Origin of the sequence: Streptomyces sp. NPDC005202 (assembly GCF_040608235.1) — a bacterium.
Lineage (GTDB): Bacteria > Actinomycetota > Actinomycetes > Streptomycetales > Streptomycetaceae > Streptomyces.
Genome location: NZ_JBEXHW010000001.1, coordinates 558,060 through 584,914, shown reverse-complemented (window position 1 = coordinate 584,914; position 26,855 = coordinate 558,060). Strand labels below are relative to the sequence as shown.

Here is a 26,855-nt window from a genome sequence, read left to right as displayed (position 1 = left end):
GGACGCTGCTGGACTTCGCGATCTGGAGCGCGGGCGCGATCACCGTGCCGGTGTACGAGACCAGCTCGCCGGAGCAGGTGCAGTGGATCCTCAGCGACTCGGGCGCGACCGCCTGCATCGTGGAGCTGGACAACCACGCGGCCGCCGTGGGGTCGGTGCGCGAGACGCTGCCCGCCCTCAAGAACGTCTGGCAGATCGAGGCCGGCGGGATCGAGGAACTGGGCCGGGCCGGCCAGGACATCAGCGACGCGGCGGTCGAGGAGCGCAGCTCGCTGGCGAAGGCCGACGACCCTGCGACCATCGTCTACACCTCCGGTACGACCGGCCGGCCCAAGGGCTGTGTCCTCACCCACCGCAACTTCTTCGCCGAGTGCGGGAACATCGTGGAGCGGCTGCGTCCGCTCTTCCGCACCGGCGAGTGCTCCGTCCTGCTCTTCCTGCCGCTTGCCCACGTCTTCGGCCGCCTGGTGCAGATCGCGCCGATGATGGCGCCGATCAAGCTGGGCTGCGTCCCGGACATCAAGCAGCTCACCGCCGAACTCGCCGCCTTCCGGCCGACGCTGGTCCTCGGTGTGCCGCGCGTCTTCGAGAAGGTCTACAACACCGCGCGCGCCAAGGCGCAGGCGGACGGCAAGGGCAAGATCTTCGACAAGGCCGCGGACACGGCGATCGCGTACAGCAAGGCGCTGGACACCCCCTCGGGCCCGTCCCTCGGCCTGAAGATCAAGCACAAGACCTTCGACAAGCTCGTCTACAGCAAGCTGCGCGCGGTCCTCGGCGGCCGCGGCGAGTACGCCATCTCCGGCGGCGCCCCGCTCGGCGAGCGTCTGGGGCACTTCTTCCGCGGCATCGGCTTCACGGTCCTGGAGGGCTACGGCCTGACCGAGTCCTGCGCGGCCACCGCCTTCAACCCCTGGGACCGGCAGAAGATCGGCACGGTCGGCCAGCCGCTGCCCGGCTCGGTGATCCGCATCGCGGACGACGGGGAGGTGCTGCTGCACGGCGAGCACCTGTTCAAGGAGTACTGGAACAACCCCGGCGCGACCGCGGAGGCGCTGGCCGACGGCTGGTTCCACACCGGTGACATCGGCACCCTCGACGAGGACGGCTACCTCAGGATCACCGGCCGCAAGAAGGAGATCATCGTCACCGCGGGCGGCAAGAACGTCGCCCCGGCCGTGATCGAGGACCGCATCCGGGCGCACGCGCTGGTCGCGGAGTGCATGGTGGTGGGCGACGGGCGGCCGTTCGTGGGCGCGCTGGTCACCATCGACGAGGAGTTCCTGGGCCGCTGGGCCGCCGAGCACGGCAAGCCCGCGGGTTCCACCGCGGCGTCGCTGCGCGAGGACCCGGATCTGATCGCGGCGATCCAGGCGGCGGTCGACGACGGCAACGCCGCGGTGTCGAAGGCGGAATCGGTACGGAAGTTCCGCATTCTGTCCTCCCAGTTCACGGAGGAGTCCGGCCACCTCACGCCGTCCCTGAAGCTCAAGCGGAACGTGGTGGCGAAGGACTACGCCGACGAGATCGAGGCGATCTACGCGAAGTAGCGGCGCCTCCGACGGAGCGTCATGGCGCGGTGTCCTCGGCGAGGACCCGCGCCATCGTGCGTTCGGCGAGCGCGGTGATCGTCACGAACGGGTTCACCCCGATCGACCCGGGCACGAGCGAGCCGTCGGTGACGTAGAGCCTCGAACAGCCCTTCACCCGGCCGTGGTCGTCGGTCGCCCGGCCCAGCACGCAGCCGCCCAGCGGGTGGTACGTGAAGTCGTCGGCGAAGACCTTGCCGGCGGAGCCGAACAGGTCGTACCGGTAGATCGTGGCGTTGGCCGAGTTGATCCGGTCGAACAGCTTCCTGGCCATGCCGGCCGAGACGGCGCTCTGGGCGGCGGTCCGGCCGAGCTTCACGTCACCGCTCGCAAAGTCGTAGGTGAACGACGCCCGCTCCGGGTTCTTGGTGATCGCCAGAGAGAGGCTGACCCAGTGCTCGAATCCCATGGGCAGCGGGGCGATCTCCGCGAAGACGGGATTGTCGGCGTTGGCCCAGTCGTCGATGCCCAGCACGGGCATGGTGGCCTGGTGGGCGCCGACGGTGTCCCAGACGTGGTTGGCGCGCCCGAGCATCGTGTTGCCGTTGGCGCCCCAGCCGGCGCCCACGTCGGCGTTCAGCGCGGGCAGGGTGCCGGTGTCCCGGGCGCGGACCAGGAGTTCGGTGGTGCCGAGGCTGCCGCCGCCGAGGAAGAGGTACGTACAGCTGTACTGCTTGGTCTCGACGACCGCGCCGGTGGTGTCGATGCGGTCGGCGGTCAGCAGGTACGTCCCGTCGCCGGCCCGGCTGAGGGTCTTCATTTTCTCCAGCGTGTGGATGGTGACGTTGCCGGTGCCGAGCGCGGACGCGAGGTACGTCTTGTCGAGGCTGCGCTTGCCGTGGTTGTTGCCGTAGATGACCTCGCCGGCGAGCGCGGACCTGGTGGCCGTACCGGCCGCCTCGCGCTGCATGTGGCCGAAGTCGTAGACGTTCGGCACGAAGGTGGTTTTCAGGCCGGCATTGGCGGCGGCCTTCCGGGAGGTCCGGGCGAACCGGTATCACTCCGTCGACTCGAACCATGCCGGGTCGACGGTGTTGACGCCGAGCATGGAACGGGCGCGCGGGAAGTACGTGGTGTACATCTCGTTCACGTCCACGGCCGGGAACTGCTCGGCGAAGTACGACGGGAGCGGGGTCACCGCCATGCCGCCGTTGACCAGGGAGCCGCCGCCGACGCCCCGGCCGACGTAGACGGACATGTGGTCGAAGTGCACGCGGTCCAGGACCCCGGGGTAGGGGCTGATGTCCTGGTTGACCACGTCCAGCCACAGGAAGGTGGCCAGCGGCGCCTCGGTGCGCGTCCGGAACCACGTCGAGCGCTCGTCCGGGGCGCTGGTGGAGCAGAAGACCTTGCCGTCGGAGCCGGGGGTGTTCCACAGCCGGCCCATCTCGATCACCAGGGTGCGGATGCCCGCCTGGCCGAGGCGGAGGGCGGCGACGGCACCGCCGTAGCCGGAGCCGACGACGATGGCGGGGGCGGATTCGACGGCCGCGGGCTCGGCGGCCCGGGCCGACTGGAGGCCGACGCGGATGAAGCCGAGCGCGGCGGCGGTCCGGAGGGCGGCCACACCGAGGATCTCGTCAGCTGACGCTGCATCAGTTTTGCTGTCATGCGCGCAGCATGTGCGGATTTTCCCCTTCCGCCTAGAGCCACGGCAGGGTCTGGGGCAACCCCGCGGAGCAACTTCTTACAAAAGATCCTCGAGCCGCTTCGCCAGCAGGTCCCACCGCCACTTCTCCTCGACCCACTGCCGCCCCCGCTCCCCCATCCGGCGGCGCAGCCCGGCGTCGCCGAGGAGCGTGACAATGCGGTCGGCGGCCTCCTCGGGGGAGCCGCCGCGCACGACCCAGCCGGTCTCGCCGTCGAGCACGGCATCGGGCGCGCCGCCCGAGTCGCCCGCGACGACGGGCAGCCCGGTCGCGGAGGCCTCCAGGTAGACGATGCCGAGCCCCTCGACGTCGAGCCCGCCGCGCCGGGTGCGGCAGGGCATGGCGAAGACGTCACCTGCGCCGTAGTGCGCGGGCAGCTCCGCCCAGGGCACCGCGCCGGTGAAGCGCACCGCGTCGGCGACCCCGGTCTCGTGCGCCAGCCTGCGCAGGTCCTTCTCGTACGGCCCGCCGCCCACGATCAGCAGCACCGCGTCCGGCTCGGCGGCCAGAATCCGGGGCATGGCCTGGATCAGGGTGTCCTGCCCCTTGCGCCGCACCAGTCGCGAGACACACACGACGACCGGCCGGTCGGTGAGCCCGAGCCGGGCCCGGACCTCGTCGCCACCGGATGCGGGATGGAAGATCTTCTCGTCGACCCCGGGCGGCAGCTGCACCATCCGCCCGGCCGCCCGAGCCGTCAGCGCCGCGGCGATCCGCGAGCGGGTGTACTCGCCGAGGTAGGTGAGGGTGTCCGTCGACTCCCCTATCCGGCGCAGCAGTTGGCGGGCCGCGGGCAGCTGTGCCCACCCCGCCTCGTGGCCGTGGGTGGTGGCCACCAGCCGCTTCGCGCCCGCCTTCCTGAGGGCCGGCGCCATCAGCCCGAGCGGCGCCGCCGCCCCGAACCACACCGACGTGCAGCCGTGTTCCCGCAGCAGCCCGACCGCACGCCGGGTCGCCCCGGGCGTCGGCAACAGCATCGTCGTACGGTCGCGTACGACCGTGAAGGGCTGCTCCGCGTCGAAGGCGGCCGTGGCCTCGATCCCCTCCCGGCTGCGCTTCCAGGTGGAGGCGTAGACGACCAGCCGCTCCGGGTCCAGCCGCAGCGCCATGTTGTGCAGGAACGCCTGGATGCCGCCCGGCCGGGGCGGGAAGTCGTTGGTCACGATGAGGGTCTTGTGCATCGCCGCCGACCCTACCCAACCTGGACACGCGGTCGTGCTCCCACCTGGACGTGGGCCGGGTACGGTCGTGGTTCACGGCCCGCGCACAGCCCACCGGGAGATCATGTGGCCCTCGGCACGGGAAGCGGACGGACAGGGGCGCAGGTGGACATGGCGGGCACGAGGCGAGGCCTGGCGGGGCTCCTGGGAAGCTGGGGCGCGACCCGGACGGTGCTGCTGCTCTTCGTCTTCAAGGTGTTCGTCTTCCCTGGCCCGGACGTCACGAGCGACGTGTCGGTGATCTACCAGGGCTGGTACGAGGTGCTGCGGCACGGCACCTTCCCGCTGGACGACGCCGCCTGGCAGTACCCGCCCGCCGCCGCGCTCGCGATCCTCTCCCCCGCCGCCCTGCCCTTCCTCGACTACGCCACGGCCTTCTTCGCCCTGGCCGTCCTGGCCGACCTGGCGGTGCTGTGCCTGCTGCTGCACGCCGGCCGGCGTCCCGGCCGGTCGCTGCGCGGCGCCTGGGTGTGGGTGGTGGGCGTCGCGCTGCTCGGCCCCACCGTGTACGCGCGCTACGACGTCATGGTGACCGCGGTGGCGGTGGCCGCGCTGCTCGTGGGGGCCCGGCATCCGCGGGTGATGGGGGCGCTGGCCGGCTTCGGGGTGTTGCTCAAGGTGTGGCCGGTGCTGCTGCTCGCGGGCCCGGTCCGGCGCCGGGCGTGGGCCGCGGCGGCGGTGACCGTGGCCGCGGTGGGCTCGCTGTGCGCGCTCGCCGTGCCCGGTGCCCTGTCCTTCCTCACCTTCCAGCGGAACCGGGGCACCGAGGTGGAGTCGCTGGGCGCGCTCGTCTTCCACGTGGCCCGGCACCTCGGCTGGAGCGGGGAGGTGCTGTTCACCTACGGCTCACTGGAGTTCCTCGGTCCGCATGTCGACATGGTGAGCACGGCCGCGATGGCGCTCACCGGCGCCGCCTTCGGCTGGCTGCTGCTGTGGCGGCTGAGGGCGTGGCGGTTTCTGCCGCACACGCTCGCGGACGCGGCGTTCACGGCGGTGCTGCTGTTCACCACCACGAGCCGGGTGATCAGCCCGCAGTACATCGTGTGGCTGGTCGGCCTCGCGGCCGTCTGCCTGTGCTTCCGGGGCAGCGGGATGCCGCTGCCCGTCGGGCTGGTGCTGGCGGCGGCCCTTGTGACGGTGCTGGAGTTCCCGGTCTTCTTCGCCGACGTCGTCGCCAGCGACCGGCTCGGTGTCATCCTCATGCTCGTCCGCAACGGCCTGCTGGTGGCCGCCACCGTGACCGCGGCCCGCGAGCTGTGGCGCTCCGCGGTCGCTTCGGCGGCCCCGGCACCCCTGCCCGGTCAGGCCGCCCGCACCAATGAGACCTCCGCCTCCTCCTGACTCCCCTGCCGCCGCAACAGCAGCAGCACCGCCGCACACTGCACCGCCATGGCGAGCGCCAGCGCCAGGCACACGCCGGGCAGGCCGAGCCCGGACAGGACGTGGGCGAGCGGCAGTTGGACCGCCGTGCCGAGCACGGTCACCCGCAGCAGCACCGGCGCTCCGCCACTGCCCTCGAAGACCCCGCCGAGCGCGATGAAGCAGGCCATCAGCAGCAGGTAGGGCCCCACGCAGCGCAGGAACAGCACCCCGTCGTGGGCGACGGCGGGTCCCGCGCCGAAGGCGGCCATCACCCAGGGGGCGGTGACGCCCAGCAGGGCCGCCGCGGCCAGGCCCACCGCGCCGGAGACGACCACCGCCTGCCGTCCGATGGCCCACCGTGCGTCGTGGCCGGCGCCGCGGGTGTGTGCGGTGTGGATGGATGCGGCCTGCCGGACGGCGTAGAAGGCCATGGTGGCGACGTACATGACCTTGTACGCGATGGAGTACGCGGCCACCGCCGTCACCCCGAGCCGGGCCACGATCGCCACCAGCACCAGGGCGCCGGTCTGCCGGACGGTGAAGTCGGCGGACATGGGCAGCCCGGTCGTCAGGGTCCGGCGCAGCGCCGCGCCGGTGCCCTCCGCGGGACGGGCCCGCCCGGCCGTCTTCAGCAGCGCGTTCCGGCGCAGGGCGCACAGCCCGGCAGCCAGCGCCGCGCACCGGCACAGCACGGTCGAGGCGGCGGCACCCCGGACGCCGTACAGGTGGATCAGGAACGGGTCGCAGACCAGGATCAGGCCGTTGGCCAAGCGCGAGCCGCATCGGCGTCCTCGTGTCGCCGGTGCCCTTGATAATGTCGTCGACGAGCTGCTGGGCGAAGAAGACGGCGATGCCCGGCAGGGAGATCGCGAAGTAGGGGACCGCGAGCGGCAGCGCGGCGCCCTCGCCGCCGCCGAGCACCAGCCCGGCCAGCGGCTCCCGCAGCAGGAACCCGCCGGTCACCACGACCGGTGTGACCAGCGCGCACAGGGCCCAGCCCCCGCGTACGGCCGACCGCACCGCGCCCGGATCGCGCGCTCCCCCTGGCGTGCGCGACCAGCACGGTCGTACCGGAGGCGAAGACCAGGGCGACGCCCAGCAGCACGTTCTCGGTGTTGGTGGCGACGGCGACGGAGGCCACGGCCGGGCCGCCGAGCCGGGAGACCCAGACGGTGTTGATGATCCCGGCGGCGACGGAGGCAAGCAGGGAGAAGTAGACGGGGTGGGCGAGCGCGACGAGCTGCTTGCGGTGGGCGTTCACGGCACGGGTCTCCCTTGATCCGAGCTACCTCGTTTAGGGGTAGCTCGATGAGAGGTATCATGTGCGGACGACACCCGCAAGGAGGGACCGAGCCGGATGCTGGAGCTGTCGATCCTGGGTTTTCTGGCCGAACAGCCGCTGCACGGCTACGAGTTGAAGGAACGGATCAAGGCGCTGAGCGGCCACGTCCGACCGGTCAGCGACGGGGCGCTCTACCCGGCGATCACCCGGCTGGTGACCGCGGGCAAGCTGAACCAGCACATGGAGGAGGGCGCCGGCGCCGCCCCGCGCCGGGTGCTGTCCCTCACCGACAAGGGGCGTGAGGACCTGCTGGAACGGCTGCGGCACCCCCGGCAGGCCGAGATCACCGACCACGTCCGCTTCAACACGCTGCTCGCGTTCCTGCGGCATCTGCCGGACCGGCGGGAGCAGGCCGCGGTGCTGCGGCGGCGGCTGGAGTTCCTCGAAACCCCGGCGAGCTTCTTCTACCGGGACGGCAGGCCCGTACGCGCCGAGGAGGCCGACGACCTGTTCCGGCAGGGCATGCTGCGGGTCGCGCGAGCGACGGGTGAGGCGGAGCGGGCGTGGCTCACGGAGGCGATCGCGCGGCTCGATCAGCCGAGTTGAGCCCTGAGGTACTCCCGCCACTGCTCGGTGAACTTCTCCGGTGTCGTCCCCAGCACCTTCTTCATCGCGTCCTCGACCGCGCCGGCCCGCTTGTCGTGCGTGCCCACGGCCCGGTAGAACTCGCCCAGCCGGACCTCGCCGAAGTGGTCGGCGATCAGCCGGCAGGCCATCCAGCCGCCCTCGTACGCCTGGGCGAGCCGGGCCGCGTCCGTGGTGAAGCCGAAGTCCCTGTCGGCCGGCAGCGCCGCGGGCACGTGCCCCTCCGACACGGCGCGCTGCAGCTCCGGCGCAGCCTGGGCCGCGGTACGCCCGGTGCCGCGGTAGCCGACCCAGTCGGCGTACCCCTCGGACAGCCACAGGGGCGTGGCAGGGTTGGTGTGGGCGCGGGTGGCGACGTGGGTCGTCTCGTGGGTGAGCACGACCTGTCTGCCGGGGGAGCCGAGCATGCCGTACGCGTCGGGGTTGACGATGATCCGGTCGGCGGGTGCCTGGCCCGAGCCTCCCCCAGCCTCCGGCCGGGGGGACCCCCCTTTCGCTTCGCTCACCTCGCCCATGGTGACGGCGGCGATCCCGCGGTAGTTGGCGGCGGGCGAGCCGAGCAGCCCGGCCATCCCCTCCAGGGACTTCGGGACGAGGACGACGACGTGCCGGCTCCAGTCCGTGCCCCACGCGTCCGACACCGCCGGCACCGCACGGTCCGCGAGGTCCGCGTAGCCGTGCAGCGTCTCGCCGCTCTGCCCGACCCCGAGGACGAGGCTGCGCCGTCCCCGGACCACCGACACCGCGCCCTGGTCCCACAGCTGCTGGGCGGACTGCTTCGCCGGCCGGTCGGAGTCGACGTACCACTTCCCGTCGGCACCGGTGGACAGGGTGAGCGTGCGGCCGACGGTGACGGGCGCCTTGTCGTACCCCGTCACGCGGTAGCGCAGCTCCGCGTCGGCGGTGGCGGTGTCGCCGCTGCGGTGCAGTCGGGTCAGGCGGTAGGACCAGTCCGCGAACGGCACGGCCCGCAGGTTCGCGTACGACGCCCGGGTGCCGGTGGCGGCGTACGCCGGCTCGTCGTGGCGGAGGACCGCCTCCGCCCGCCGGTCGAGCAACCGTTGCACCTCGGCCCCGGCGGTGTCGGTCGCGGAGCGCCCGCCGCACGCCACCAACGACACGAGCAGCAGGCACAGCGCCACGACCGCGGATCCCGATGCGTGCCTACGACCAGCCACTTGCCGATCGTACGGCGCTTCGAAGCCGCCGTCAGACCCTGGTGACCGACGAGACCGGCATCATGTCGACCCGGTCGTAGCGCACGGGCGCGCCGGGGTAGGGGGCGTGGATCACCCGGCCGTTGCCCGCGTACATCGCGACATGGCCGGCGTCGGACCGGTAGACGACGAGGTCGCCGGGCCGGGCCTGGGAGAGCGGGATCCGCCGGCCGACGTACCGCTGCTCCTGCGAGGTGCGCGGCAGATGGACTCCGGCCTGCGCGTACGACCACTGCATCAGGCCCGAACAGTCGAAGCCCAAGGGCCCGTTGGCGCCCCACACGTAGGGGCGGCCGAGGGCGGAGTGGGCGGCTGCGACGGCGGCGGCCGCGCGGGCCGAGGCGGCCGGGCCGCCGCCGAGGAGACCGGGGATGTCGTCGCGGCCGGAGCGGGAGGCCCGGTCGTAGGCCTCGCGCTCGGCGGGGGACAGGGAGTTGAGCAACCGTCGGGCCTTGGCGAGCTTCTGCTCGACGGTGCGCTTGTGGGAGACGACGGCCTTGCGCCTCTTCTCCAGCTCGGCGAGGGTATGGGAGGCCTCGGCGCGCTCCTGGGCGAGTTCGCGCAGGGCCTTCTGCAGATCCTTGAGCTCGCCGGCCTGGTGGGTGGTGATCCGGTCCAGTACGGAGGCCTTGTCGAGGTAGTCGGCCGGGTCGTCGGAGAACAGCAGGGCGAGGGACGGGTCGATGCCGCCGGAGCGGTACTGGGCGCCCGCGAGCGAACCGAGCGACTCCCGCAGGGTGTTGATGCGCTGCTGCTGCCGGGCGATGCGGTCCTGGGAGCCGCGCACCTGCCGGCGCAGCGTGCCGGCCCGCTCGTCGGCCTTGTTGTAGGCCTCGGTCGCCTTCTCGGCCTCCTGGTAGAGCCGGTCCGCCTCGGCCCGGGCGTCGGCGTGCGGTGTGGCGATGGCCGGTACGGCGCCGAGAGCCGCGGCCGCGGCGGACAGAACACAGAGGGCGGCACTGGCGCCCCGGTCGAACCCGGACGGTGCAAGGCGGCGATGAGACCCCACGGGAAGCCGTAGTCCTTCCGCTGGCGGACATGACTGCTCCCCCGGTGCCGGGGCGGACAACCGCCCGTGGTGGGGGAAACGCGCCAGACAGTAGCCGCGTGGACACGCAGCGACCAAAGTCCTCGGCGGCCGCACAACGCGGCGCCCCGCCTCTGACGCAGGTCATCGGCGGGGCGCGGGGTCAGCGTGCGTTCTCGTGATTCGCCCGTTCGGGCGGCACGGTGCGTTGATCTTGGCGTCGGGTCAGACCCGGACGCCGAACTGGAAGGGCATGTTGCCGATCGACTCGTAGCGCACCACGGCACCGGTGTGCGGGGCGTGCAGCACCTGGCCGTTGCCGGCGTAGAGGCCGACGTGGTGCAGGTCGCCGTAGAAGAAGACGAGGTCGCCGACCTGGAGCTGGCTCTGCGAGTAGATGCGGGTGCCTATGTTGGCCTGCGCCTCGGAGGTGCGCGGGATGGAGACGCCGGCCTGCGCGTACGCCCAGGAGGTCAGGCCCGAGCAGTCGAAGGAGGACGGGCCGGAGGCGCCGTAGACGTAAGGGGAGCCGATCTTGCTCTGGGCGGCGGAGTACGCGGCGCCGGCCCGCCCGGAGGCGGCGCTGTTGGCGCCGAGGACGTCGCGCGCGCTGGCGCGGCTGGCCCGGTTCTGCTCCGCGGCGAGCGCCGCCTTCTCCTTCGCCGTCAGGGAGTTGAGGAGCTTCTGCGCCTCGGCGAGCTTGGCCTGGACTTCCTTCTTCTTCTTGCCCAGCTCGGTGCGGGTGGCGGCGAGGTCCTTGAGCTTCGCCGTGGCCTCGGCGCGCTCCTGGGCGAGTTCACGCTGTTTGTCCTGGATCTTCTTGAGCGCCTCGACCTGCTGGCTGCTCAACTGGTCGAGCGTGGAGGCCTTGTCCAGATAGTCGTCCGGGTTGGAGGAGAGGAACAGCTGAACGGACGGGTCGATGCCTCCGGAGCGGTACTGGCCGGCGGCCATCGAACCGAGGCCGTCGCGCAGCTTGTTGAGCTCCTCCTGGCCGCGGGCGACGTTGTCCTGGATCGTGGAGATCTCCTTCTGGAGCTTCTGCTGCTTCTCCTTGGCCCCGTTGTACTTCTCGGTGGCCTGCTCCGCCTCCTGGTAGAGCTTGTCGACCTTGGACTTGACCTCGTCCTTGCTCGGCTTGGCGCTCGGCGCCGCATTGGCGGCCTGCGCACTCAGGGCGACAGCAGCGGCGGCTGCGGTGGTCAGCACGGTCACACGTGCGCGGCTCGGCTGCTTGGGTCGACGGTGGGACGCCACGGGGGCGAGCTCCTTCTTCCTTCAGCCGCCTACCGACACGCCGGTGGGCGGTGCCCCTCCGCCGTCACTCACCCCTTGTGAGTGATCACCCGTGCGGAGGTTCGAGGCCAGACCCTAGTGACCCAGCTGTGATCAGTTCAAATCCTCGGCGGGAAAATCTCCTCACGCAATGCATTCTTTGCACTCAACTCACATGCAGTGATGCAGGGTTGACGCTACGTTGCGTGACGGTTCCGTCAATTCGGGCATACAGCCTCTAGGTTGCGGTTGGGGCGTACGCGACCCATGGGGTGTTACCTCGCAACACCCGGGCCGCGCACGGGAGTCCGTTATGCCCGGGAAAGTCGCTTGAGGAGCACCGCGGACGCCACCGGCCGCGCCCCCGCCCTGGCAACCCCGTCGGCCACCTCACGGTCGGTCGAGGCGACGATGACGGGCCGGCCCGGCGGCTCGGCGCGCACCAGCTGGCGGATCAACTCGTCGGCGGTGACGCCCGGTTTGGAGAACAGCACCCGCACGCCGCGCGGCGGCGCGAGCAGCACCGGCGCCACCAGTTCGGCCCCGTCGAAGACACAGGTGACCTCGGCGCCGGTCTGCGCGGCGAGCTGCGAGAGCTGGCCGAGGAGTCTCAACCGCTGCTTCTCCAGCGGCATCTGCGGATAGCCGGTCTTGGTGACGTTGTAGCCGTCGACCACCAGATGCACCTGCGGCAGCGCGAGCAGCTGGTCGAGGATCGCGGGGTCGTTCTCGGACAGCGCGCGGGCGGCGATGTCCTTCGGGGTCATCCGTCCCGGTTCGACCGCGTCCACCGTCTCCGCGGGACGTACGGACACCGGCGGCAGCGCCAGCTCCCGGCGCAGCCCCTGGGCCGCGTCCAGCACGGTGTCGAGCAGCAGCCGCGCCCGCATGTCCTCGACGCTGCGTCCCTCGCGGGCCGCCCGACGAGCGGCCTCCAGGGCTGCCTCCGTCTCGCCGAGGCGCGCCTTGAGCCGCCGGGTCTCGCTCTCGGCGGCCGACACCTGCGCCTGTCCCTCGGCGCGCACGGCCTCGACCTCGCCCAGCGCCTTGCGCAGCGCGGCCTCGCCGCGCTTGACGTCGCTGAGCGCGGCCCGCAGTTTGCGGTGCAGCGACTCGGCCTCTTTCTTGGCCTGATCCAGTTCGGCGCGCAGCCGCTCGGTCTCGGTCCGGGTCTGCTCGCGGGCCGCCGCCAGCTCGGCGCGCAGACGCTCCAGCTCGGCCCGGTTCTCCTCGTTGGCGCGCTCGGCGTCCGCCCGCTGGACCTCATCGCCCGCGGCGGCCACCAGCTTCACCCAGCCCGCCGGCCGCAGCACGTAGGCCGCGGCCGCCACGTCGAGCGGGTCCGCGGCCAACGGCGGCGAGCCGGAGTCGAGGGCGCCGGACAGCTCCGGCTGGGCCTCTCTGAGCTTCTCGCCGATGCGCTGCCGGAACAGCGGATCGGTCTCCAGCGCCACCGCCATGGCATTGCCCGCGAACTTGGCCCGGCGGTTCGGGGCGAACCGGGCGTACTGCCTCAGCTGCGCGGGCAGCTCTCCGATCGTCAGCCCGCCGAACCCGTCGGACACGATCTGGACGACCCTGCGGCGCACGCCGTCGGGCAGCGGACGGTCGAGCACCTCAGCGGCGCCGTCGTCCGGCCCCCCGCCTTGTGTCTCCACCATCCGTCACCCCAATGCCTGTGCGGGATCCCCCTCAGGGATCACCTGTGCGGGACCGCTCCGCTCAGGAGCCGGCTCCCGGCCTGTCCACGAGTTCCACCTGGTCCACGGCGTTGCACCAGCGGCAACGCACCGACTCGATCGTCTCACTGACCACCTCGCGCTCCTCGACCGCCGGCTCGCCGGCCAGGTCGAGGTGGACGTACTCGACGACCTTCGACGAGCGCGTCACGTCGAAGCGGGTCAGGTTGCCGCAGAGGGTGCAGCGCCACCGCGTCGTGGCGGTCGGCAGGGGAACCGTCATCGTGACTGTTCGCCTTCCTTCTAGTTTCCGTGATGCGCCAGCTTCCCTGGTGCGTGTGGCTCGTAACCCTACGGTGTGGCGGCAACTCGCCGCCCGTCCGTCCACGGCGGCGAGGCGGTCTGCGCGGTTGCATCCCGTTACGCCATGCTCTGTGTCCGTGATCAACAACTGGAATGCGGCGGCCGTCAGGGCGGTCCGGGCGGTGCGGGGCCTGCCGGCGCCGATGACGTACGCCCTGATCGTCCTGTGCTGCCTGGTCTTCCTGATCGGCCCGGCGGCGGGGCTCGACCCGGCGTACGGCTTGGGCGACGGGCTGCTCGTCGCCCAGCGGGCCTACTTCCGGCGCTGGGGCGTGATCCCCGCCGAGCTGTTCGAGGGCTCCCCACGGGCCGCCCTCAGCCCCGCGACGGCCCTGTTCGTACACGGCAGCTGGGTGCATCTGCTCGGCAACATGCTCTTCCTCTACGTCTTCGGGGCGATGACAGAGGAACGGATGGGCCGCGTCCAGTTCACGCTGTTCTACGTCGGCTGCGGCTATCTGGCCCTGCTGGGCTACGCGGCCGCCAACGCCGCCTCGGAACAGACCCTGGTGGGGGCGTCCGGGGCGATCTCGGCGGTCCTCGGCGCGTTTCTGTACCTGTTCCCCCGGGCCCGGGTGACCAGTCTCTTCCCGTTCCTGTTCTTCCTGCCGCTGCGCCTGCCCGCATGGATCGTCCTGCCCTTCTGGGCGGCCCTGCAGTGGCTGGCGGCCGGACGGGCCGCCCAGGGGCCGGGGGTGGCCTATCTGGCCCACCTGGTGGGGTTCGGGCTGGGCTTCGCCTACGCGTGGGTCCGATTCGGCCGGACGACTAGAGTGAAGGCCGTCCCTGCTCCGGCCCCCGAGGGAGAAAACCAGCCGTGATCACCGCGATCGTCCTCATCAAGACCAGCGTCGACCGGATCCCCGAGATCGCGGAGCAGATCGCCGCGCTGGACTCCGTCAGCGAGGTCTTCTCCGTCACCGGGACCTACGACCTGATCGCCATGGTGCGGGTGAAGGAGCACGAGGCGCTCGCGGAGGTCATCCCCGGGCGGATCAGCAAGATTCCGGGCGTGGAGGCGACGGACACGCATGTCGCTTTCCGTACGTACTCGCAGCACGACCTGGAGGCGGCGTTCGCGATCGGGCTGGACTCGTGAGCACCGCCTCCTGGGCCTCCCCGCTCACACCGCCGGCACGCAGCGGCCGTCCTCCGTCCGGTACTGCCACTTCGCGCCGTCCCGGACCAGTTCCCGCACCGCGTTGACGAAGCGGTCGACGTGTTCGTCGGGGGTGCCGGCGCCGAAGCTGACGCGGATGGCGTTGAGGGACTTCTCGCCGGGCGCCACCTCGGGGGCGCCGCACTCGCCCTGGCTCTGCGGGTCGCTGCCGAGCAGCGTGCGGACCAGGGGGTGGGCGCAGAAGAGGCCGTCGCGGACGCCGATGCCGTACTCGGCGGAGAGTGCGGCGGCGAAGTGGGAGCTGTTCCAGCCCTCGACAACGAAGGAGATCACGCCGACGCGGGGCGCGTCGGCGCCGAAGAGGGAGAGGACCCTGACCTCGGGCACCTCGGCGAGACCTGCCCTGACCTTGCGGATCAGGTACTGCTCGCGGGCGACCAGCGTGTCGAAGCCGGTCTCGGTGAGGGCCCTGCAGGCGGAGGCGATGGAGTAGGCGCCGATGACGTTGGGCGAGCCGGCCTCGTGGCGGGCGGCCGTGTCGTGCCACTCCACGTCCACTCCCCCGTCCGTCCGCCGCGTGACCTTGCGGCTGGCGCCGCCGCCGGCGAGGTACGGCTCGGCCTCGCGCAGCCAGTCGGCGCGGCCCGCCAGGACGCCGGAGCCGAAGGGGGCGTACAGCTTGTGGCCGGAGAAGGCGACCCAGTCGACGTCGAGGTCCTCGACCGACACCGGGTGGTGCGGGGCGAGCTGGGCGGCGTCCAGGACGATGCGGGCGCCATGCGCGTGGGCGGCGGCGGCCAGCTCCCGCACCGGCCACAGCTCGCCGGTGACGTTGGAGGCGCCGGTGACGCAGACCAGGGCCGGGCCATGGGGGTCGCGGTCTGCGAGGGCCTGCTCCAGGGTCCGGACGGCCTGCTGCGGCGTGCGCGGGGCGTTGAGGTAGGTGACCTGCGCGTCCTTCCACGGCAGCAGCGAAGCGTGGTGCTCGGTCTCGAAGACGAAGACCTGGCAGTCGGCGGGGATCGCGCGGGCGAGGAGGTTGAGGGAGTCGGTGGTGGACCGGGTGAAGATCACCTGGTCGGACTCACGGCAGTCGAGGAACTGCGCGACGGTCCTCCGGGCGTTCTCGAACAGGTCGGTCGACAGCTGGGAGAGGTAGCCGGCGCCACGGTGGACGCTGCCGTAGTACGGCGCGTACGCCGCCACGTCGTCCCAGACGCGCTGGAGCGCCGGGGCGCTGGCCGCGTAGTCGAGCGCGGCGTAGGTGACCTCGCCACCGGTGACGAGCGGGACAGTGACATCTCGGCCGAGAACGGGCAGCGGGGCACAAACGGACTGGTCGGCGGCGACGGTGAAGACAGACATGGGTGAACTCCCGTGGAGGCAGGCGGAATCGCCGTGCCGGACGCGCGGAGCATGACGAAAAGGGCGTCTACGGCACAGGACAAGGTGAAAGGGGTATGGCGGAGGCGGGGCTCTGCGGCGCTATCGCATTCGCTTGCTCACGGAAGACTCCCTCGAACGACCAGGACCCCTGGTTTTCGCGAGGGGTCCGCGCTTGCCGCAGACCTCGCTGCCTGCGGCCTGGTCCTCACCCGGGGCACCCCGCCACGGACGGAGGGTTGCCGGACAGCCGGCCGGGGCCGAATGGCTGTCGCTCATGACCTGGTTCAACATCCTGCCACACGATCTTCGGTGTGCAAGGCGAAGTCCGGATCGTGGACTGCGCCTTGCGTCACACCGTGCACCGGTCAGGCGTTGCTGGCCGCCACCCAGCGGTCCAGCGTCCGCTTGGCCGCCCCCGAGTCGATCGACTCCGCGGCCTTCTCCATCCCGGCGCGGATCTGCTCGGCCAGCGTCCCGGAGCCCGGCTCCAGGGCCACCAGCGCCGCCGCCGAGTTCAGCAGTACGGCATCCCGCACCGGGCCGGTCTCGCCGTCCAGCAGGCGCCGGGCGACCTCGGCGTTGTACGACGCGTCCGCCCCTCGCAGGGCCTCCACGGGCACGAGCTCGATGCCGACGTCCCGCGGGTCGAAACGCTCCTCGGTCACCTTGCCGTCCCGGACGATCCACACCCGCGAGGTGGAGGTGATCGTCAGCTCGTCGAGACCGTCGTCACCGCGGAAGACCAGGGACGAGTTGCCGCGCTCGGCGAAGACGCCCGCGACGATCGGCGCCACGCGCGGGTCGGCGACGCCCACCGCCTGCGCCTTCACCTTCGCCGGGTTGGTCAGCGGGCCGAGGAAGTTGAACGTGGTGCGGATGCCCAACTGGCTGCGGGCGGCGGCCACATGTCGTAGCGCCGGGTGGAACTTCACCGCGAAGCAGAAGGTGATCCCCGCCTCCTCGGCGACCTCGGCCACCCGCTGCGGCGTCAGCTCCAGATTGACGCCGAGCTTCTCCAGGACATCGGACGCCCCGGACGCCGACGACGCGGCGCGGTTGCCGTGCTTGACCACCTTGACGCCCGTGCCGGCGACGACGATCGACGACATCGTGGAGATGTTCACCGTCTTCGCACCGTCCCCGCCCGTACCGACGATGTCGACGGTGGCGCCCGGCACCTCGATGAGGTTCGCGTGCTCGTACATCGCCCGGACCAGGCCGGTGATCTCCTCCACCGTCTCGCCCTTGGCCCGCAGCGCCACCGCGAACCCGGCGATCTGGGCGTCCGTCGCCTCGCCGCGCATGATCCGGTCCATCGCCCAGGCGGTGTCGTCCGCGCTCTGGTCGCGGCCCTCCAGCAGACCGTTCAGCACCTCGGGCCAGGAGCGGCCCGCCGCGGTGTCGCCTCCAGCGGGGGTCACAGCGCTCATCAGCAGCTCCTGGGTCGATGTCCCGGACTACGGGACGCGGGTCTCGAACAGTTCCACCCTATCCAGCCCGCGGCACGGCGAAGGGCCCCGTCCGGTGTTCGGACGGGGCCCTTCGCCGTGGCGTGGCGTGCGCAGCGATCAGTGGTGGCCGTGGCCGCTCGTGATCTCCTTGTACTCCTCGACAGTCGGCTTCGGGACCTGGGAGTCCTCGCCGTAGAAGGCGTTGCTGAGCTTGGCGCGCAGCTTCTGCGAACCCTTCACCTTGCGCTCGACGCCGTTCTCGTCGACCGTCGGGCCGATCGCGACCGGCTGGTACTGCTCGTGCGCCGTGAGGGTGTACAGCTGCTCCTGGCTGAGCGGCTCGTGGACCTCGATGAACTCACCGTGCGGCAGGCGCTTGATGATGCCCGTCTCGCGGCCGTGCAGCACCTTGTCCCGGTCCCGGCGCTGGAGGCCGAGGCAGATCCGCTTGGTGACGAGGAACGCGATGACCGGGCCGAGGAAGAAGCCGATCCGGACGAACCACGTGACCGCGTTGATCGACAGGTTGAAGTGCGTGGCGATCAGGTCGTTGCCGCCGCCGACCAGGGTGATCATGTAGATGGTGATCCAGGCGACACCGAAGGCGGTACGCGTCGGGGCGTTGCGCGGACGGTCCAGGATGTGGTGTTCGCGCTTGTCGCCGGTGATCCAGGCCTCGATGAACGGGTAGACCGCGATCGCAGCCAGGACCAGCGGGAAGAGCACCAGCGGGATGAACACGCCGAGGACGAGCGTGTGGCCCCAGAAGTTGACCTCCCAGCCCGGCATGTAGCGGATCAGACCCTCGGCGAAGCCCATGTACCAGTCGGGCTGGGCGCCGGTGGACACCTGGTCCGGACGGTAGGGGCCCATGGCCCAGATCGGGTTGATCTGGGTGATCGCCGCGATGGCCGCGATGACACCGAAGACCAGGAAGAAGAAGCCTCCGGCCTTGGCCATGTAGACCGGCAGCAGCGGCATGCCGACGACGTTGTTGTTGGTCCTTCCGGGGCCCGCGAACTGCGTGTGCTTGTGGTAGATGACCAGGATCAGGTGGCCGACGACCAGGCCGAGCATGATGCCCGGCAGCAGCAGGATGTGGATCGAGTAGAACCGCGCCACGAAGTCGTGACCGGGGAACTCGCCGCCGAAGAGGAAGAACGACAGGTACGTGCCGACGATCGGCACGGACAGGATCGCGCCCTCCATGAAGCGGACACCGGTGCCGGAGAGCAGGTCGTCCGGGAGCGAGTAACCGGTGAAGCCGGTGAACATGCCCAGGACGAACAGCAGGAAGCCGAACAGCCAGTTGATCTCACGCGGCTTGCGGAACGCGCCGGTGAAGAACACGCGCATCATGTGCACGAACATGCCGGCGAGGAAGATCAGCGCGGCCCAGTGGTGGATCTGCCGGATGAGCAGACCACCGCGCACGTCGAAGGAGATGTGCAGGGTCGAGTTGAACGCCTCGGACATCAGCTGTCCCTGGAGCGGGACGTAGCTTCCGTGATACTCCACCTCGTTCATCGACGGGTGGAAGAACAGCGTCAGATACACACCCGTGAGGATGATGATCAGGAAGCTGTAGAGGCAGACCTCACCCAACATGAACGACCAGTGGTCGGGGAAGATCTTGCGCATGTTGGCCTTGGCCAGGGAGTAGATCCCGAGCCGGCCGTCGGCCCAGTCGGCGAGGCGCTCGCCGGCCGGTGCCTGCCCGCGAGAGCGGGACTCGTTGCTGGCTGTAGTGCTCATCCGCGCTCCCAGAATGCAGGACCGACGGGTTCCTCGAAGTCGCCGAGCGCCTGGAGGTAACCCTCGCTGTCCACGCCGATGCGCAGCTGCGGCAGGGCGTGACCGGCGGGGCCGAAGATCACTCGGGCACCGTCGGAGAGGTCGAAGGTGGACTGGTGGCACGGGCACAGCACGTGGTGCGTCTGCTGCTCGTACAGGGAGATCGGGCAGCCCACGTGGGTGCAGATCTTGGAGAAGGCGACGATGCCCTCGTGCCCCCAGTCGAGTTCGCGCTTGTCCTTGATGTTCTCCGGCTGGAGCCGGACGATCATCAGGGCCGCCTTGGCGATCTGGTCCTGGAAGTCCTCGTCCGCCTCCTCCAGGCCGTCGGGCTTGGCGAACGTGAGCGAGCCGACGGTGACGTCCTCGGGACGGAGCGGCTCGTTCGTGTTCATGTTGACGAGGCGCTTGCCCTTGGCCCACAGCGTGTGGCGGAGCTTGGACTCGGGCAGCGGGCCCAGGTCGCGCAGCAGCACGACGCTGGACAGCGGCACCAGCGTGAGCGCGCCGAGCATCGTGTTGCGGATCAGCTTGCGGCGGCCGAGCTGCGACTCCTTGGCGCCCTGCTTGAAGTCCGCGTGGACCTTCGCGCGGTCGTCGGGGGCCGCCTCGATCGGGTGACGCTCGTCAGCGATCTCCACGTCGGACATCAGGGTGCGGGCCCAGTGGACCGCGCCCGCGCCGATGGCGAACAGCGCCGTACCCAGGGTCAGGCCCAGCGCGAAGTTGAGCGCGCTGATGTGACCGATCGGGAAGACGAAGATCGATCTGTCGGCCGGGATCGCCACGTACGAGGCGATGAAGCCGATGGTGGCCAGCATCGACACCGTGAACAGCAGGGCGACCACGCGCTCGGACCGCTTGGCGGCCCGCTCGTCGACGTCCTGGATCCGGTGCTCGTGGGGCGGCAGGCCCGGGTCCACGAACGGGTTCTTCTCGTCCGCGACGGAGACCGCGCCGTGGCCGTACTCGTTGGCGGCCTGCTCAGCGGGCAGGTTCTCTTCTGGAATGTCTTGGCTACTCATGACTTCTTGGCCTTTGCGGTCCGAGCGGCGACCCAGACGGCTACCGCGATCAGCGCGCCGAGCCCGAAGATCCAGGCGAACAGACCCTCACTGACCGGCCCGAGGCCGCCCAGCTCCATACCGCCGGGGTTCGTGGTCTCGCTGCTGTCGACCGCGTGCAGGTACGCGATGATGTCCTTCTTGTTCTTCTCCGACATCGTGGTGTCGGGGAAGGAGGGCATGTTCTGCGGGCCCGTCTGCATGGCCTCGTAGATGTGCTTGGGGTCGACGCCCTCGAGGCTCGGCGCGTACTTGCCGTGCGTCAGCGCACCGCCCTTGCCCGTGAAGTTGTGGCACTGGGCGCAGTTGGTGCGGAACAGCTCGCCACCCTTGGCGATGTCCGCGCCCTCCGGGCTGTACTGGTTCTTCGTGGGCACGGCCGGACCGGCACCCAGGGAGGCGATGTACGCCGCGAGCTGGTCGATCTCGGCCTGCGAGTAGATGACCTTCTTGCGCGGGATCTGCGCACCCGGCTGCTGGGCCGGCATGCGGCCGGTTCCGACCTGGAAGTCGACGGCCGCGGCACCCACGCCCACCAGGCTCGGACCGTCAGTGGTGCCCTGGCCACCGGTGCCGTGGCAGCTGGCGCAGCCGACCTCGTAGAGCTTCTTGCCCTCCTCGATGGTGAGGGACTGGGCGGAGTCGTCGGCCTTCGCCTTGCTCGCGGGCGCGAACGCGGTGTACAGCCCCCCAGTGGCCGCCAGCGCGAGGAGTAGGACGACGACCGCCGCCAGCGGATGGCGTCGTCGTGCGGAGAGCTTTTTCACGGATTACCCCGGTGTCAGGATCTTCTGCGTCGATGCTTCTGGGATGGATCGGGTGGCCGTTTCCGGCCCGCCGATTACCTGATCATGTAGATCGTGGCGAAGAGGCCGATCCAGACGACATCGACGAAGTGCCAGTAGTAGGACACGACGATGGCGGCGGTCGCCTGCTCATGGGTGAACCTCCGGGCCGCGTAGGTACGGCCGAGGACCAGCAGGAAGGCGATGAGACCGCCCGTCACGTGCAGGCCGTGGAAGCCGGTGGTCAGGTAGAACACCGAGCCGTAGGGGTCGGAGGAGAGCGAGAGGCCGTCCTTCTTCACCAGCTCGGTGTACTCGAAGATCTGACCGCCGACAAAGATCGCACCCATGATGAAGGTGACGATGAACCAGCCCCGGAGCTTCTTCACGTCACCGCGCTCGGCGGCGAAGACGCCGAGCTGGCAGGTGAGGGAGGAGAGCACCAGGATCGTGGTGTTGGTCGCCGAGAACGGGAAGTTGAGATGGCTCGCCATCTCCTTCCAGTGCGTCGGACCGGTCACCGATCGCAGGGTGAAGTACATCGCGAAGAGGGCCGCGAAGAACATCAGCTCGGAACTCAGCCAGATGATGGTTCCGACGCTGGTGAGGTTCGGCCGGTTGACCGACGGGTGCGCGTGCCCGGTATCTACTGTCGTTGCTGTCGCCACGACCGCCATTATGTCGGTCGCTTATCCCGCCCTCACCCCGGGGGGTGCCGTTCGAGGTGTCCGTGGGGTGTGTCCAGCCCGTATGGCCCACCGAAGGGCTGTTCCAAGCGCTGTTGACCAGGAGTTGAAGGGAGTAGCATCCGCGCCATCGGTACCCGGAAGTTCCCGACCAATGACGCGGAGGAACAATGCAGGCGACCGCCACGGTGCTGGTCTACAGCAACAACGCCAACACCCGGGAACAGGTGCGGCTGGCCTCCGGCCGACGGCCGGCTGCGGACGTTCCCCTCGTGGAGTTCGTGGAGTGCGCTACGCCTGCCGCGGTCCTCAAGGAGCTGGACAGGGGCGGGATCGACGTCTGCGTCCTGGACGGCGAGGCCGTACCCATGGGGGGCATGGGGCTGTGCCGGCAGATCAAGGACGAGATCTTCAACTGCCCGCCGGTGCTGTTGCTGATCGGGCGGCCTCAGGATGCCTGGCTGGCCACGTGGAGCCGGGCGGATGCGGCGGTGACGTTGCCGGTGGATCCCGTGGAGTTCGCGTCCGCGTTGGCTTCTCTGTTGCGGCAGAGGGCGGCTTTGAGCGCCTAGGAACTCGGGACGGCCCGTAGTCGTGCGGCTGCGCGCCGTCCGGGGCTGGTCGCGCCCACGCGGCGGAACCGCATGCCGACACAGCCCCGTGCCCGTGTTCGCTCACGTCCGTTCAAAGGCTCTGGTCAGGTCCGTTCATAGGTTCTGGGGCCGCAAGCGGGCCTGGTCCGTCTGGTTCGTGTCGGCCTGGCCGCCGGAGGTCAGCGCGCTGCCCTTGACCCACTTCTTCCAGGGCACGTTCCAGTCGCCGAAGCCGTTGCCGAAAGGCTCCATCTCGTCGCCGGCGGAGTTGACGACCTTGACGAGGTCGCCCTCGTGGACGATGTTGAAGAACCACTCGGCGTTGCTGGTGCTCATGCCGGTGCAGCCGTGGCTGACGTTGGCGTACCCCTGGGAGCCGACGGACCAGGGCGCGGCGTGTACGTACTCGCCGCTCCAGGTCACGCGGGTGGCGTAGTAGACGGGCAGGTCGTACGACTCCGAGGTGTCGTCGGCGATGCCGACCGTCGAGCTGCGCATCCGTACAAAGTATTGCTTGCCCAGGACGACCTTGACACCGTTGCGGGTGTCGAAGCCGGGCTTGCCGGTGGTGATGGGGATCTGCTTGATCTCCTGCCCGTTCTTGTACACCGTCATCTGGTGCGCGGAGGCGTCCGTGACGGCGGTGATCTGCTCGCCGATGGTGAGCTTCAGCGGCTTGGCGGCGCCGCCCCACAGCCGGTCGCTGATCTTGATGTTCTCCAGGTTGCTGTGCACCTGGATGGTGGCGTGGGCGGGCCAGTACTCCTCGGGGCGGTAGTGGAGCTCCTTGTCGTTCACCCAGTACCAGGAGCCCTTCGCGACGGGCATCGAGTCGACCTTGAGGGCACGCTCCACGACGGCGCGCTGGGCCTTGTCCTTGACGGGCTGGTCCAGCTTGGCCGTGATGGGCTGGCCGACGCCGTACGTGCCCGCGTCCGGCCCGAACGTCATGTTCAGGCGCTTCTTGCTGAGGGGCTTGCTGGTGACGAAGGTGAGGACCTTGCGGCCGGGCGAGCCGTCCTCGTCCTCCGTGCTCACCCGGACCGTGTAGTGGGCGTTGGCGGCCAGCGGTGAGGTGCTGTGCCAGCGGCTGCCGTCGGCGGAGAGTTCGCCCGACACATAGCGGCCCGTGGTGTCCACGGCAGTGACGTCCGTGATGCGCCCGTCCGAGCCCTCGGCGGTGACCTCCAGGGGCTTGTTTGGGTCTGCCTTCTTCCCGGCGTCCGTGGGGCCGCTGAAGGAGACCTGGTCCGCCGCGTCGTACGGGTTGGCGGCCAGCGGGTTGCCGTCCGAGCCGCAGGCGGTGACGCCCGCACCGAGGGCGGCCACCAGCAGCGTGCAGCTGACGACGGTGCGGGTGTGCGGAGTGTTGCTCATGGCCTCACGCTAGGGAGCTCCGTCAACCCCGGCACCCTGGGTCACCCGTACGAGGGAGGAGCGACGTGGCAAAGGCAGGAGCCCGGACCCTCCTGGTGGAGTGTCCGGGCTCCCGGTGCGCTCACTCAGCACGCGCTACTGGGTGCGGTTCTCACCGCGGTAGTACTCGAAGACCCAGCCCCACAGGCCGATCAGGATGATCGGCGCCGCGAAGTACAGCAGCCACCAGCCCACCGCGACACCGAGGAAGGCGATCGCGCCGCCGATGCCCAGCGCGAGCGGCTGCCAGCTGTGCGGGCTGAAGAACCCGAGCTCGCCGGCGTCGTCCGCGACGTCGGCCTCCTTGTTGTCCTGGGCACCCGCGTCGACCCGCCGGGCCGTGAAGCCCAGGTAGAAGCCGATCATGATGCACAGGCCGAAGGCCAGGAAGAGGGCCGTGGTACCGGCCGGCTCCTTCGACCACACGCCATAGACGATCGCCATGACGAGGACGAAGACGCTCAGCCACATGAACATCTTGCCCTGGATCTTCACTTGCCGGCCTCCTTGCCACCAGCGAGGGCAGGACCGTGGCCGAAGTTATCCAACTGGTCCAGCGCTGAGATGTCCGGGTGGTGCAGGTCGAACGCCGGGGATTCACTGCGGATCCGCGGCAGGGTGAGGAAGTTGTGCCGCGGCGGCGGGCAGGAGGTCGCCCACTCCAGCGACCGGCCGTAGCCCCACGGGTCGTCCACGCCGACCGGCTTGCCGTACTTGGCCGTCTTCCAGACGTTGTAGAGGAACGGCAGGATCGACATGCCAAGCAGGAACGAGCAGATCGTCGACACCGTGTTGAGGGCGGTGAAGCCGTCGGCCGCGAGGTAGTCGGCGTACCGGCGCGGCATGCCCTCGGCGCCCAGCCAGTGCTGGACCAGGAAGGTGCCGTGGAAGCCCACGAACAGGGTCCAGAAGCTGATCTTGCCGAGACGTTCGTCGAGCATTTTGCCGGTGAACTTCGGCCACCAGAAGTGGAAGCCGGCGAACATCGCGAACACCACGGTGCCGAAGACGACGTAGTGGAAGTGCGCCACCACGAAGTACGAGTCGGTGACGTGGAAGTCCAACGGTGGAGAGGCCAGGATGACACCCGTCAGACCGCCCAAGAGGAAGGTCACCAGGAACCCGGCGGTCCACAGCATGGGGGTCTCGAAGGAGAGACTGCCGTGCCACATGGTGCCGATCCAGTTGAAGAACTTCACGCCGGTCGGGACGGCGATCAGGAACGTCATGAAGGAGAAGAACGGCAGCAGCACACCACCCGTGGCGAACATGTGGTGCGCCCACACCGTCACCGAGAGACCGGCGATCGCGATGGTCGCGCCGATCAGGCCCATGTAGCCGAAGATCGGCTTGCGGGAGAACACGGGGATGACCTCTGAGGCGATACCGAAGAACGGCAGCGCGATGATGTACACCTCGGGGTGTCCGAAGAACCAGAACAGGTGCTGCCACAGCAACGCTCCGCCGTTGGCGGCGTCGAAGACGTGGGCGCCGAACTTGCGGTCCACCTCCAGGGCGAACAGCGCAGCGGCAAGGACCGGGAAGGCCAGCAGCACCAGCACACCGGTGAGCAGCACGTTCCAGGTGAAGATCGGCATCCGGAACATGGTCATGCCCGGCGCGCGCATACAGATGATCGTGGTGATGAAGTTGACCGAGCCGAGGATGGTGCCGAAGCCGGAGAACACCAGACCCATGATCCACAGGTCACCGCCGAGGCCCGGGGAGTGCACCGCGTCCGACAGCGGCGCGTAGGCGAACCAGCCGAAGTCGGCCGCGCCCTGCGGGGTGAGGAAGCCGCCGAGCGCGATCGTCGAGCCGAACAGGTACAGCCAGTAGGCGAACATGTTCAGCCGCGGGAAGGCCACGTCCGGGGCGCCGATCTGCAGCGGCATGATCCAGTTCGCGAAGCCGGCGAACAGCGGCGTCGCGAACATCAGCAGCATGACCGTGCCGTGCATCGTGAACGCCTGGTTGAACTGCTCGTTCGACATGATCTGCAGGCCCGGGCGGGCCAGCTCGGCGCGCATGAGCAAGGCCATCACGCCACCGATGAGGAAGAACGCGAACGACGTCGTCAGATACAGCGTTCCGATGGTCTTGTGGTCGGTGGTCGTCAGCCACTTCACCACGACGTTGCCGGGCTGCTTGCGCCGGACCGGCAGCTCGCTCTCGTAAGAGCCCCCAGCTGCCGCGGCACCCTGAGGTTCGTTGAGGATGCTCACAGCTTGTTCGTCTCCCGGTTCTTCTCGTGGCTCGTCTGCGCGATGCCGGCGGGAACGTAACCGGTCTGCCCCTTCTTAGCGAGGTCCTTGAGGTGCTGCTCGTAGCGCTCCGGAGAGACGACCTTCACGTTGAACAGCATCCGGGAGTGGTCCTGGCCGCAGAGCTCGGCGCACTTGCCCCGGAAGGTGCCCTCCTTGTTGGGGGTCACCTGGAAGGAGTTGGTGTGGCCCGGGATGACGTCCTGCTTCATCAGGAACGGCAGCACCCAGAAGGAGTGGATGACGTCCCGCGAGGTGAGGATGAAGCGGACCGTCTTGCCCTTGGGCAGCCACAGGGTCGGACCCGGGTTGCCGTTCTGCGGGTTCCGCTCGCCCGGCACGCCGGCGTCGTAGACGCCACCGGCGTTCGCCGGGAAGTCGTTCTTGAACCGGTCCGGGATGGCGACCAGGTTCTTGTCCGTCTTGGCGTCACCGGTGGAGCCGTCGACGGGCGCGATGTAGTTGAAGGCCCAGCTCCACTGGTAGCCGACGACGTTGACGGTGACGTCCGGCTTCTTGGAGAGGTCGAGGAGCTTCGACTCGTCGCGGGCCGTGAAGTAGAAGAGCACCGAGACGATGATCAGCGGAGCGACCGTGTACAGCGCCTCGATCGGCATGTTGTACCGGGTCTGCGGAGGGACCTCGACCTTGGTGCGGCTGCGCCGGTGGAAGATGGCACTCCACAGGATCAGACCCCACACCAGGCAGCCGACGGCGAGCGCGGCCGCCCAGGAACCCTGCCACAGGGAGAGGATCCGCGGAGCCTCTTCCGTGGTCGGGGTGGGCATACCCAGCCGGGGGAAGTCCTTGTATGTGCAACCGGTTGCGGTCGCCAGGACCAGGCCCGCAGTCAGTGCCTGCAGCAGCTTCCGCCGCATCGGGCGCCGCGGCGAGCGGTCGGAGCCGTTGGGACTCACGTAGCGCCTTCCCGAGAGTCTCGCCCGCGCTGTTCGGCTGCGGCCTTCTCACTGGTCGGTCGCCGCCCTGC

At 69.9% G+C, this 26,855-nt stretch carries 24 protein-coding genes, 1 pseudogene and 1 riboswitch; of the genes and pseudogenes, 6 read left to right on the top strand and 19 right to left on the bottom strand.

Annotation, left to right across the window (positions count from 1 at the left end; translation table 11 throughout):
• Nucleotides 1-1,550, top strand: a 1,550-nt coding sequence (locus ABZV31_RS02740) for a long-chain fatty acid--CoA ligase (protein WP_355887098.1), incomplete at its 5' end; no start/stop codon positions are given.
• A gap of 19 nt (nucleotides 1,551-1,569) precedes the next feature.
• On the opposite strand, the gene ABZV31_RS02735 is transcribed toward ABZV31_RS02740, so the two are convergent.
• From ABZV31_RS02735 to ABZV31_RS02725, 3 genes are all read right to left on the bottom strand, one after another.
• Complete coding sequence (locus ABZV31_RS02735) at nucleotides 1,570-2,526, bottom strand: GMC oxidoreductase (protein ID WP_355887096.1); 957 nt, start codon at nucleotides 2,524-2,526, stop codon at nucleotides 1,570-1,572.
• A 60-nt stretch (nucleotides 2,527-2,586) separates the two neighbouring features.
• On the bottom strand, nucleotides 2,587-3,156 hold the full coding sequence (locus ABZV31_RS02730) for an FAD-binding protein (protein ID WP_355887093.1): 570 nt from the start codon (nucleotides 3,154-3,156) through the stop codon (nucleotides 2,587-2,589).
• Between the two features lie 120 nt (nucleotides 3,157-3,276).
• Nucleotides 3,277-4,419 carry a glycosyltransferase family 4 protein gene (locus ABZV31_RS02725; protein ID WP_355887090.1) on the bottom strand — a complete coding sequence of 381 codons (1,143 nt, stop codon included), beginning with the start codon at nucleotides 4,417-4,419 and terminating at the stop codon, nucleotides 3,277-3,279.
• Nucleotides 4,420-4,569: 150 nt separating this feature from the next.
• On the opposite strand from ABZV31_RS02725, the gene ABZV31_RS02720 reads away from it, so the two are divergent.
• Nucleotides 4,570-5,799, top strand: a complete 1,230-nt coding sequence (locus ABZV31_RS02720) for a glycosyltransferase 87 family protein (protein ID WP_355887088.1) — start codon at nucleotides 4,570-4,572, stop codon at nucleotides 5,797-5,799.
• Here the strand turns inward: ABZV31_RS02720 and ABZV31_RS02715 are convergent.
• Nucleotides 5,760-7,081 (bottom strand): annotated as a pseudogene (locus ABZV31_RS02715) (MATE family efflux transporter). The gene ABZV31_RS02720 and the pseudogene ABZV31_RS02715 overlap by 40 nt on opposite strands.
• A 96-nt stretch (nucleotides 7,082-7,177) precedes the next feature.
• On the opposite strand from ABZV31_RS02715, the gene ABZV31_RS02710 reads away from it, so the two are divergent.
• Entirely contained in the window at nucleotides 7,178-7,708 is a 531-nt protein-coding gene (locus ABZV31_RS02710; RefSeq protein ID WP_355887085.1) for a PadR family transcriptional regulator, read from the top strand.
• Here the strand turns inward: ABZV31_RS02710 and ABZV31_RS02705 are convergent.
• The 5 genes from ABZV31_RS02705 to ABZV31_RS02685 form a co-directional block, all read right to left on the bottom strand.
• Entirely contained in the window at nucleotides 7,696-8,925 is a 1,230-nt protein-coding gene (locus ABZV31_RS02705; protein ID WP_355887083.1) for a hypothetical protein, read from the bottom strand. The genes ABZV31_RS02710 and ABZV31_RS02705 overlap by 13 nt on opposite strands.
• Nucleotides 8,926-8,956: 31 nt before the next feature.
• A complete protein-coding gene (locus tag ABZV31_RS02700; protein ID WP_355887080.1) occupies nucleotides 8,957-9,973 on the bottom strand; it encodes an NlpC/P60 family protein in 1,017 nt (338 codons plus the stop codon).
• A gap of 243 nt (nucleotides 9,974-10,216) precedes the next feature.
• Complete coding sequence (locus tag ABZV31_RS02695) at nucleotides 10,217-11,248, bottom strand: NlpC/P60 family protein (RefSeq protein WP_355887078.1); 1,032 nt, start codon at nucleotides 11,246-11,248, stop codon at nucleotides 10,217-10,219.
• A gap of 329 nt (nucleotides 11,249-11,577) precedes the next feature.
• Nucleotides 11,578-12,927: an NYN domain-containing protein gene (locus ABZV31_RS02690; RefSeq protein WP_355887075.1), complete on the bottom strand. Its 1,350-nt coding sequence runs from the start codon at nucleotides 12,925-12,927 to the stop codon at nucleotides 11,578-11,580.
• Between the two features lie 61 nt (nucleotides 12,928-12,988).
• Nucleotides 12,989-13,228 (bottom strand): hypothetical protein, encoded by a 240-nt coding sequence (locus ABZV31_RS02685; RefSeq protein WP_018545547.1) that lies wholly within the window; start codon nucleotides 13,226-13,228, stop codon nucleotides 12,989-12,991.
• 157 nt (nucleotides 13,229-13,385) lie between these two features.
• Between ABZV31_RS02685 and ABZV31_RS02680 the strand changes: the two genes are divergently transcribed.
• Both ABZV31_RS02680 and ABZV31_RS02675 read left to right on the top strand, forming a co-directional pair.
• Entirely contained in the window at nucleotides 13,386-14,129 is a 744-nt protein-coding gene (locus tag ABZV31_RS02680; protein ID WP_355887583.1) for a rhomboid family intramembrane serine protease, read from the top strand.
• Nucleotides 14,126-14,407, top strand: coding sequence for an Lrp/AsnC ligand binding domain-containing protein (locus ABZV31_RS02675; protein WP_355887071.1), 282 nt, complete (start codon nucleotides 14,126-14,128; stop codon nucleotides 14,405-14,407). Before ABZV31_RS02680 ends, ABZV31_RS02675 begins: the two co-directional genes overlap by 4 nt.
• 24 nt (nucleotides 14,408-14,431) lie before the next feature.
• Here ABZV31_RS02675 and ABZV31_RS02670 read toward each other — a convergent pair whose 3' ends face one another.
• From ABZV31_RS02670 to ABZV31_RS02645, 6 genes are all read right to left on the bottom strand, one after another.
• Nucleotides 14,432-15,793 (bottom strand): aminotransferase class V-fold PLP-dependent enzyme, encoded by a 1,362-nt coding sequence (locus ABZV31_RS02670; RefSeq protein WP_355887069.1) that lies wholly within the window; start codon nucleotides 15,791-15,793, stop codon nucleotides 14,432-14,434.
• A gap of 184 nt (nucleotides 15,794-15,977) precedes the next feature.
• Nucleotides 15,978-16,094: riboswitch (SAM riboswitch) on the bottom strand.
• 85 nt (nucleotides 16,095-16,179) lie between these two features.
• Complete coding sequence (gene trpD / locus ABZV31_RS02665) at nucleotides 16,180-17,244, bottom strand: anthranilate phosphoribosyltransferase (protein WP_355887067.1); 1,065 nt, start codon at nucleotides 17,242-17,244, stop codon at nucleotides 16,180-16,182.
• 138 nt (nucleotides 17,245-17,382) lie between these two features.
• Nucleotides 17,383-19,020: a cytochrome bc complex cytochrome b subunit gene (locus tag ABZV31_RS02660; protein WP_355887064.1), complete on the bottom strand. Its 1,638-nt coding sequence runs from the start codon at nucleotides 19,018-19,020 to the stop codon at nucleotides 17,383-17,385.
• A complete protein-coding gene (locus ABZV31_RS02655) occupies nucleotides 19,017-20,084 on the bottom strand; it encodes a Rieske 2Fe-2S domain-containing protein (RefSeq protein WP_355887061.1) in 1,068 nt (355 codons plus the stop codon). Before ABZV31_RS02655 ends, ABZV31_RS02660 begins: the two co-directional genes overlap by 4 nt.
• Entirely contained in the window at nucleotides 20,081-20,890 is an 810-nt protein-coding gene (locus ABZV31_RS02650) for a c-type cytochrome (protein ID WP_355887058.1), read from the bottom strand. The genes ABZV31_RS02655 and ABZV31_RS02650 overlap by 4 nt, the downstream gene beginning before the upstream one ends.
• A 74-nt stretch (nucleotides 20,891-20,964) precedes the next feature.
• Nucleotides 20,965-21,585, bottom strand: a complete 621-nt coding sequence (locus ABZV31_RS02645) for a heme-copper oxidase subunit III (protein ID WP_355887056.1) — start codon at nucleotides 21,583-21,585, stop codon at nucleotides 20,965-20,967.
• 179 nt (nucleotides 21,586-21,764) lie between these two features.
• Here ABZV31_RS02645 and ABZV31_RS02640 point away from each other — a divergent pair, with 179 nt between their 5' ends.
• On the top strand, nucleotides 21,765-22,166 hold the full coding sequence (locus ABZV31_RS02640; protein ID WP_355887054.1) for a hypothetical protein: 402 nt from the start codon (nucleotides 21,765-21,767) through the stop codon (nucleotides 22,164-22,166).
• A 135-nt stretch (nucleotides 22,167-22,301) separates the two neighbouring features.
• Here ABZV31_RS02640 and ABZV31_RS02635 read toward each other — a convergent pair whose 3' ends face one another.
• The 4 genes from ABZV31_RS02635 to coxB all read right to left on the bottom strand — a co-directional run bounded on the left by ABZV31_RS02635 (nucleotide 22,302) and on the right by coxB (nucleotide 26,784).
• Entirely contained in the window at nucleotides 22,302-23,564 is a 1,263-nt protein-coding gene (locus ABZV31_RS02635) for an Ig-like domain-containing protein (RefSeq protein ID WP_355887052.1), read from the bottom strand.
• A gap of 135 nt (nucleotides 23,565-23,699) precedes the next feature.
• Nucleotides 23,700-24,098, bottom strand: a complete 399-nt coding sequence (locus tag ABZV31_RS02630) for a cytochrome c oxidase subunit 4 (RefSeq protein WP_355887050.1) — start codon at nucleotides 24,096-24,098, stop codon at nucleotides 23,700-23,702.
• On the bottom strand, nucleotides 24,095-25,828 hold the full coding sequence (ctaD, locus tag ABZV31_RS02625; protein ID WP_355887047.1) for a cytochrome c oxidase subunit I: 1,734 nt from the start codon (nucleotides 25,826-25,828) through the stop codon (nucleotides 24,095-24,097). The genes ABZV31_RS02630 and ctaD overlap by 4 nt, the downstream gene beginning before the upstream one ends.
• Nucleotides 25,825-26,784: a cytochrome c oxidase subunit II gene (gene coxB / locus ABZV31_RS02620; RefSeq protein WP_355887044.1), complete on the bottom strand. Its 960-nt coding sequence runs from the start codon at nucleotides 26,782-26,784 to the stop codon at nucleotides 25,825-25,827. Before coxB ends, ctaD begins: the two co-directional genes overlap by 4 nt.
• Between the last annotated feature and the right edge of the window lie 71 nt (nucleotides 26,785-26,855).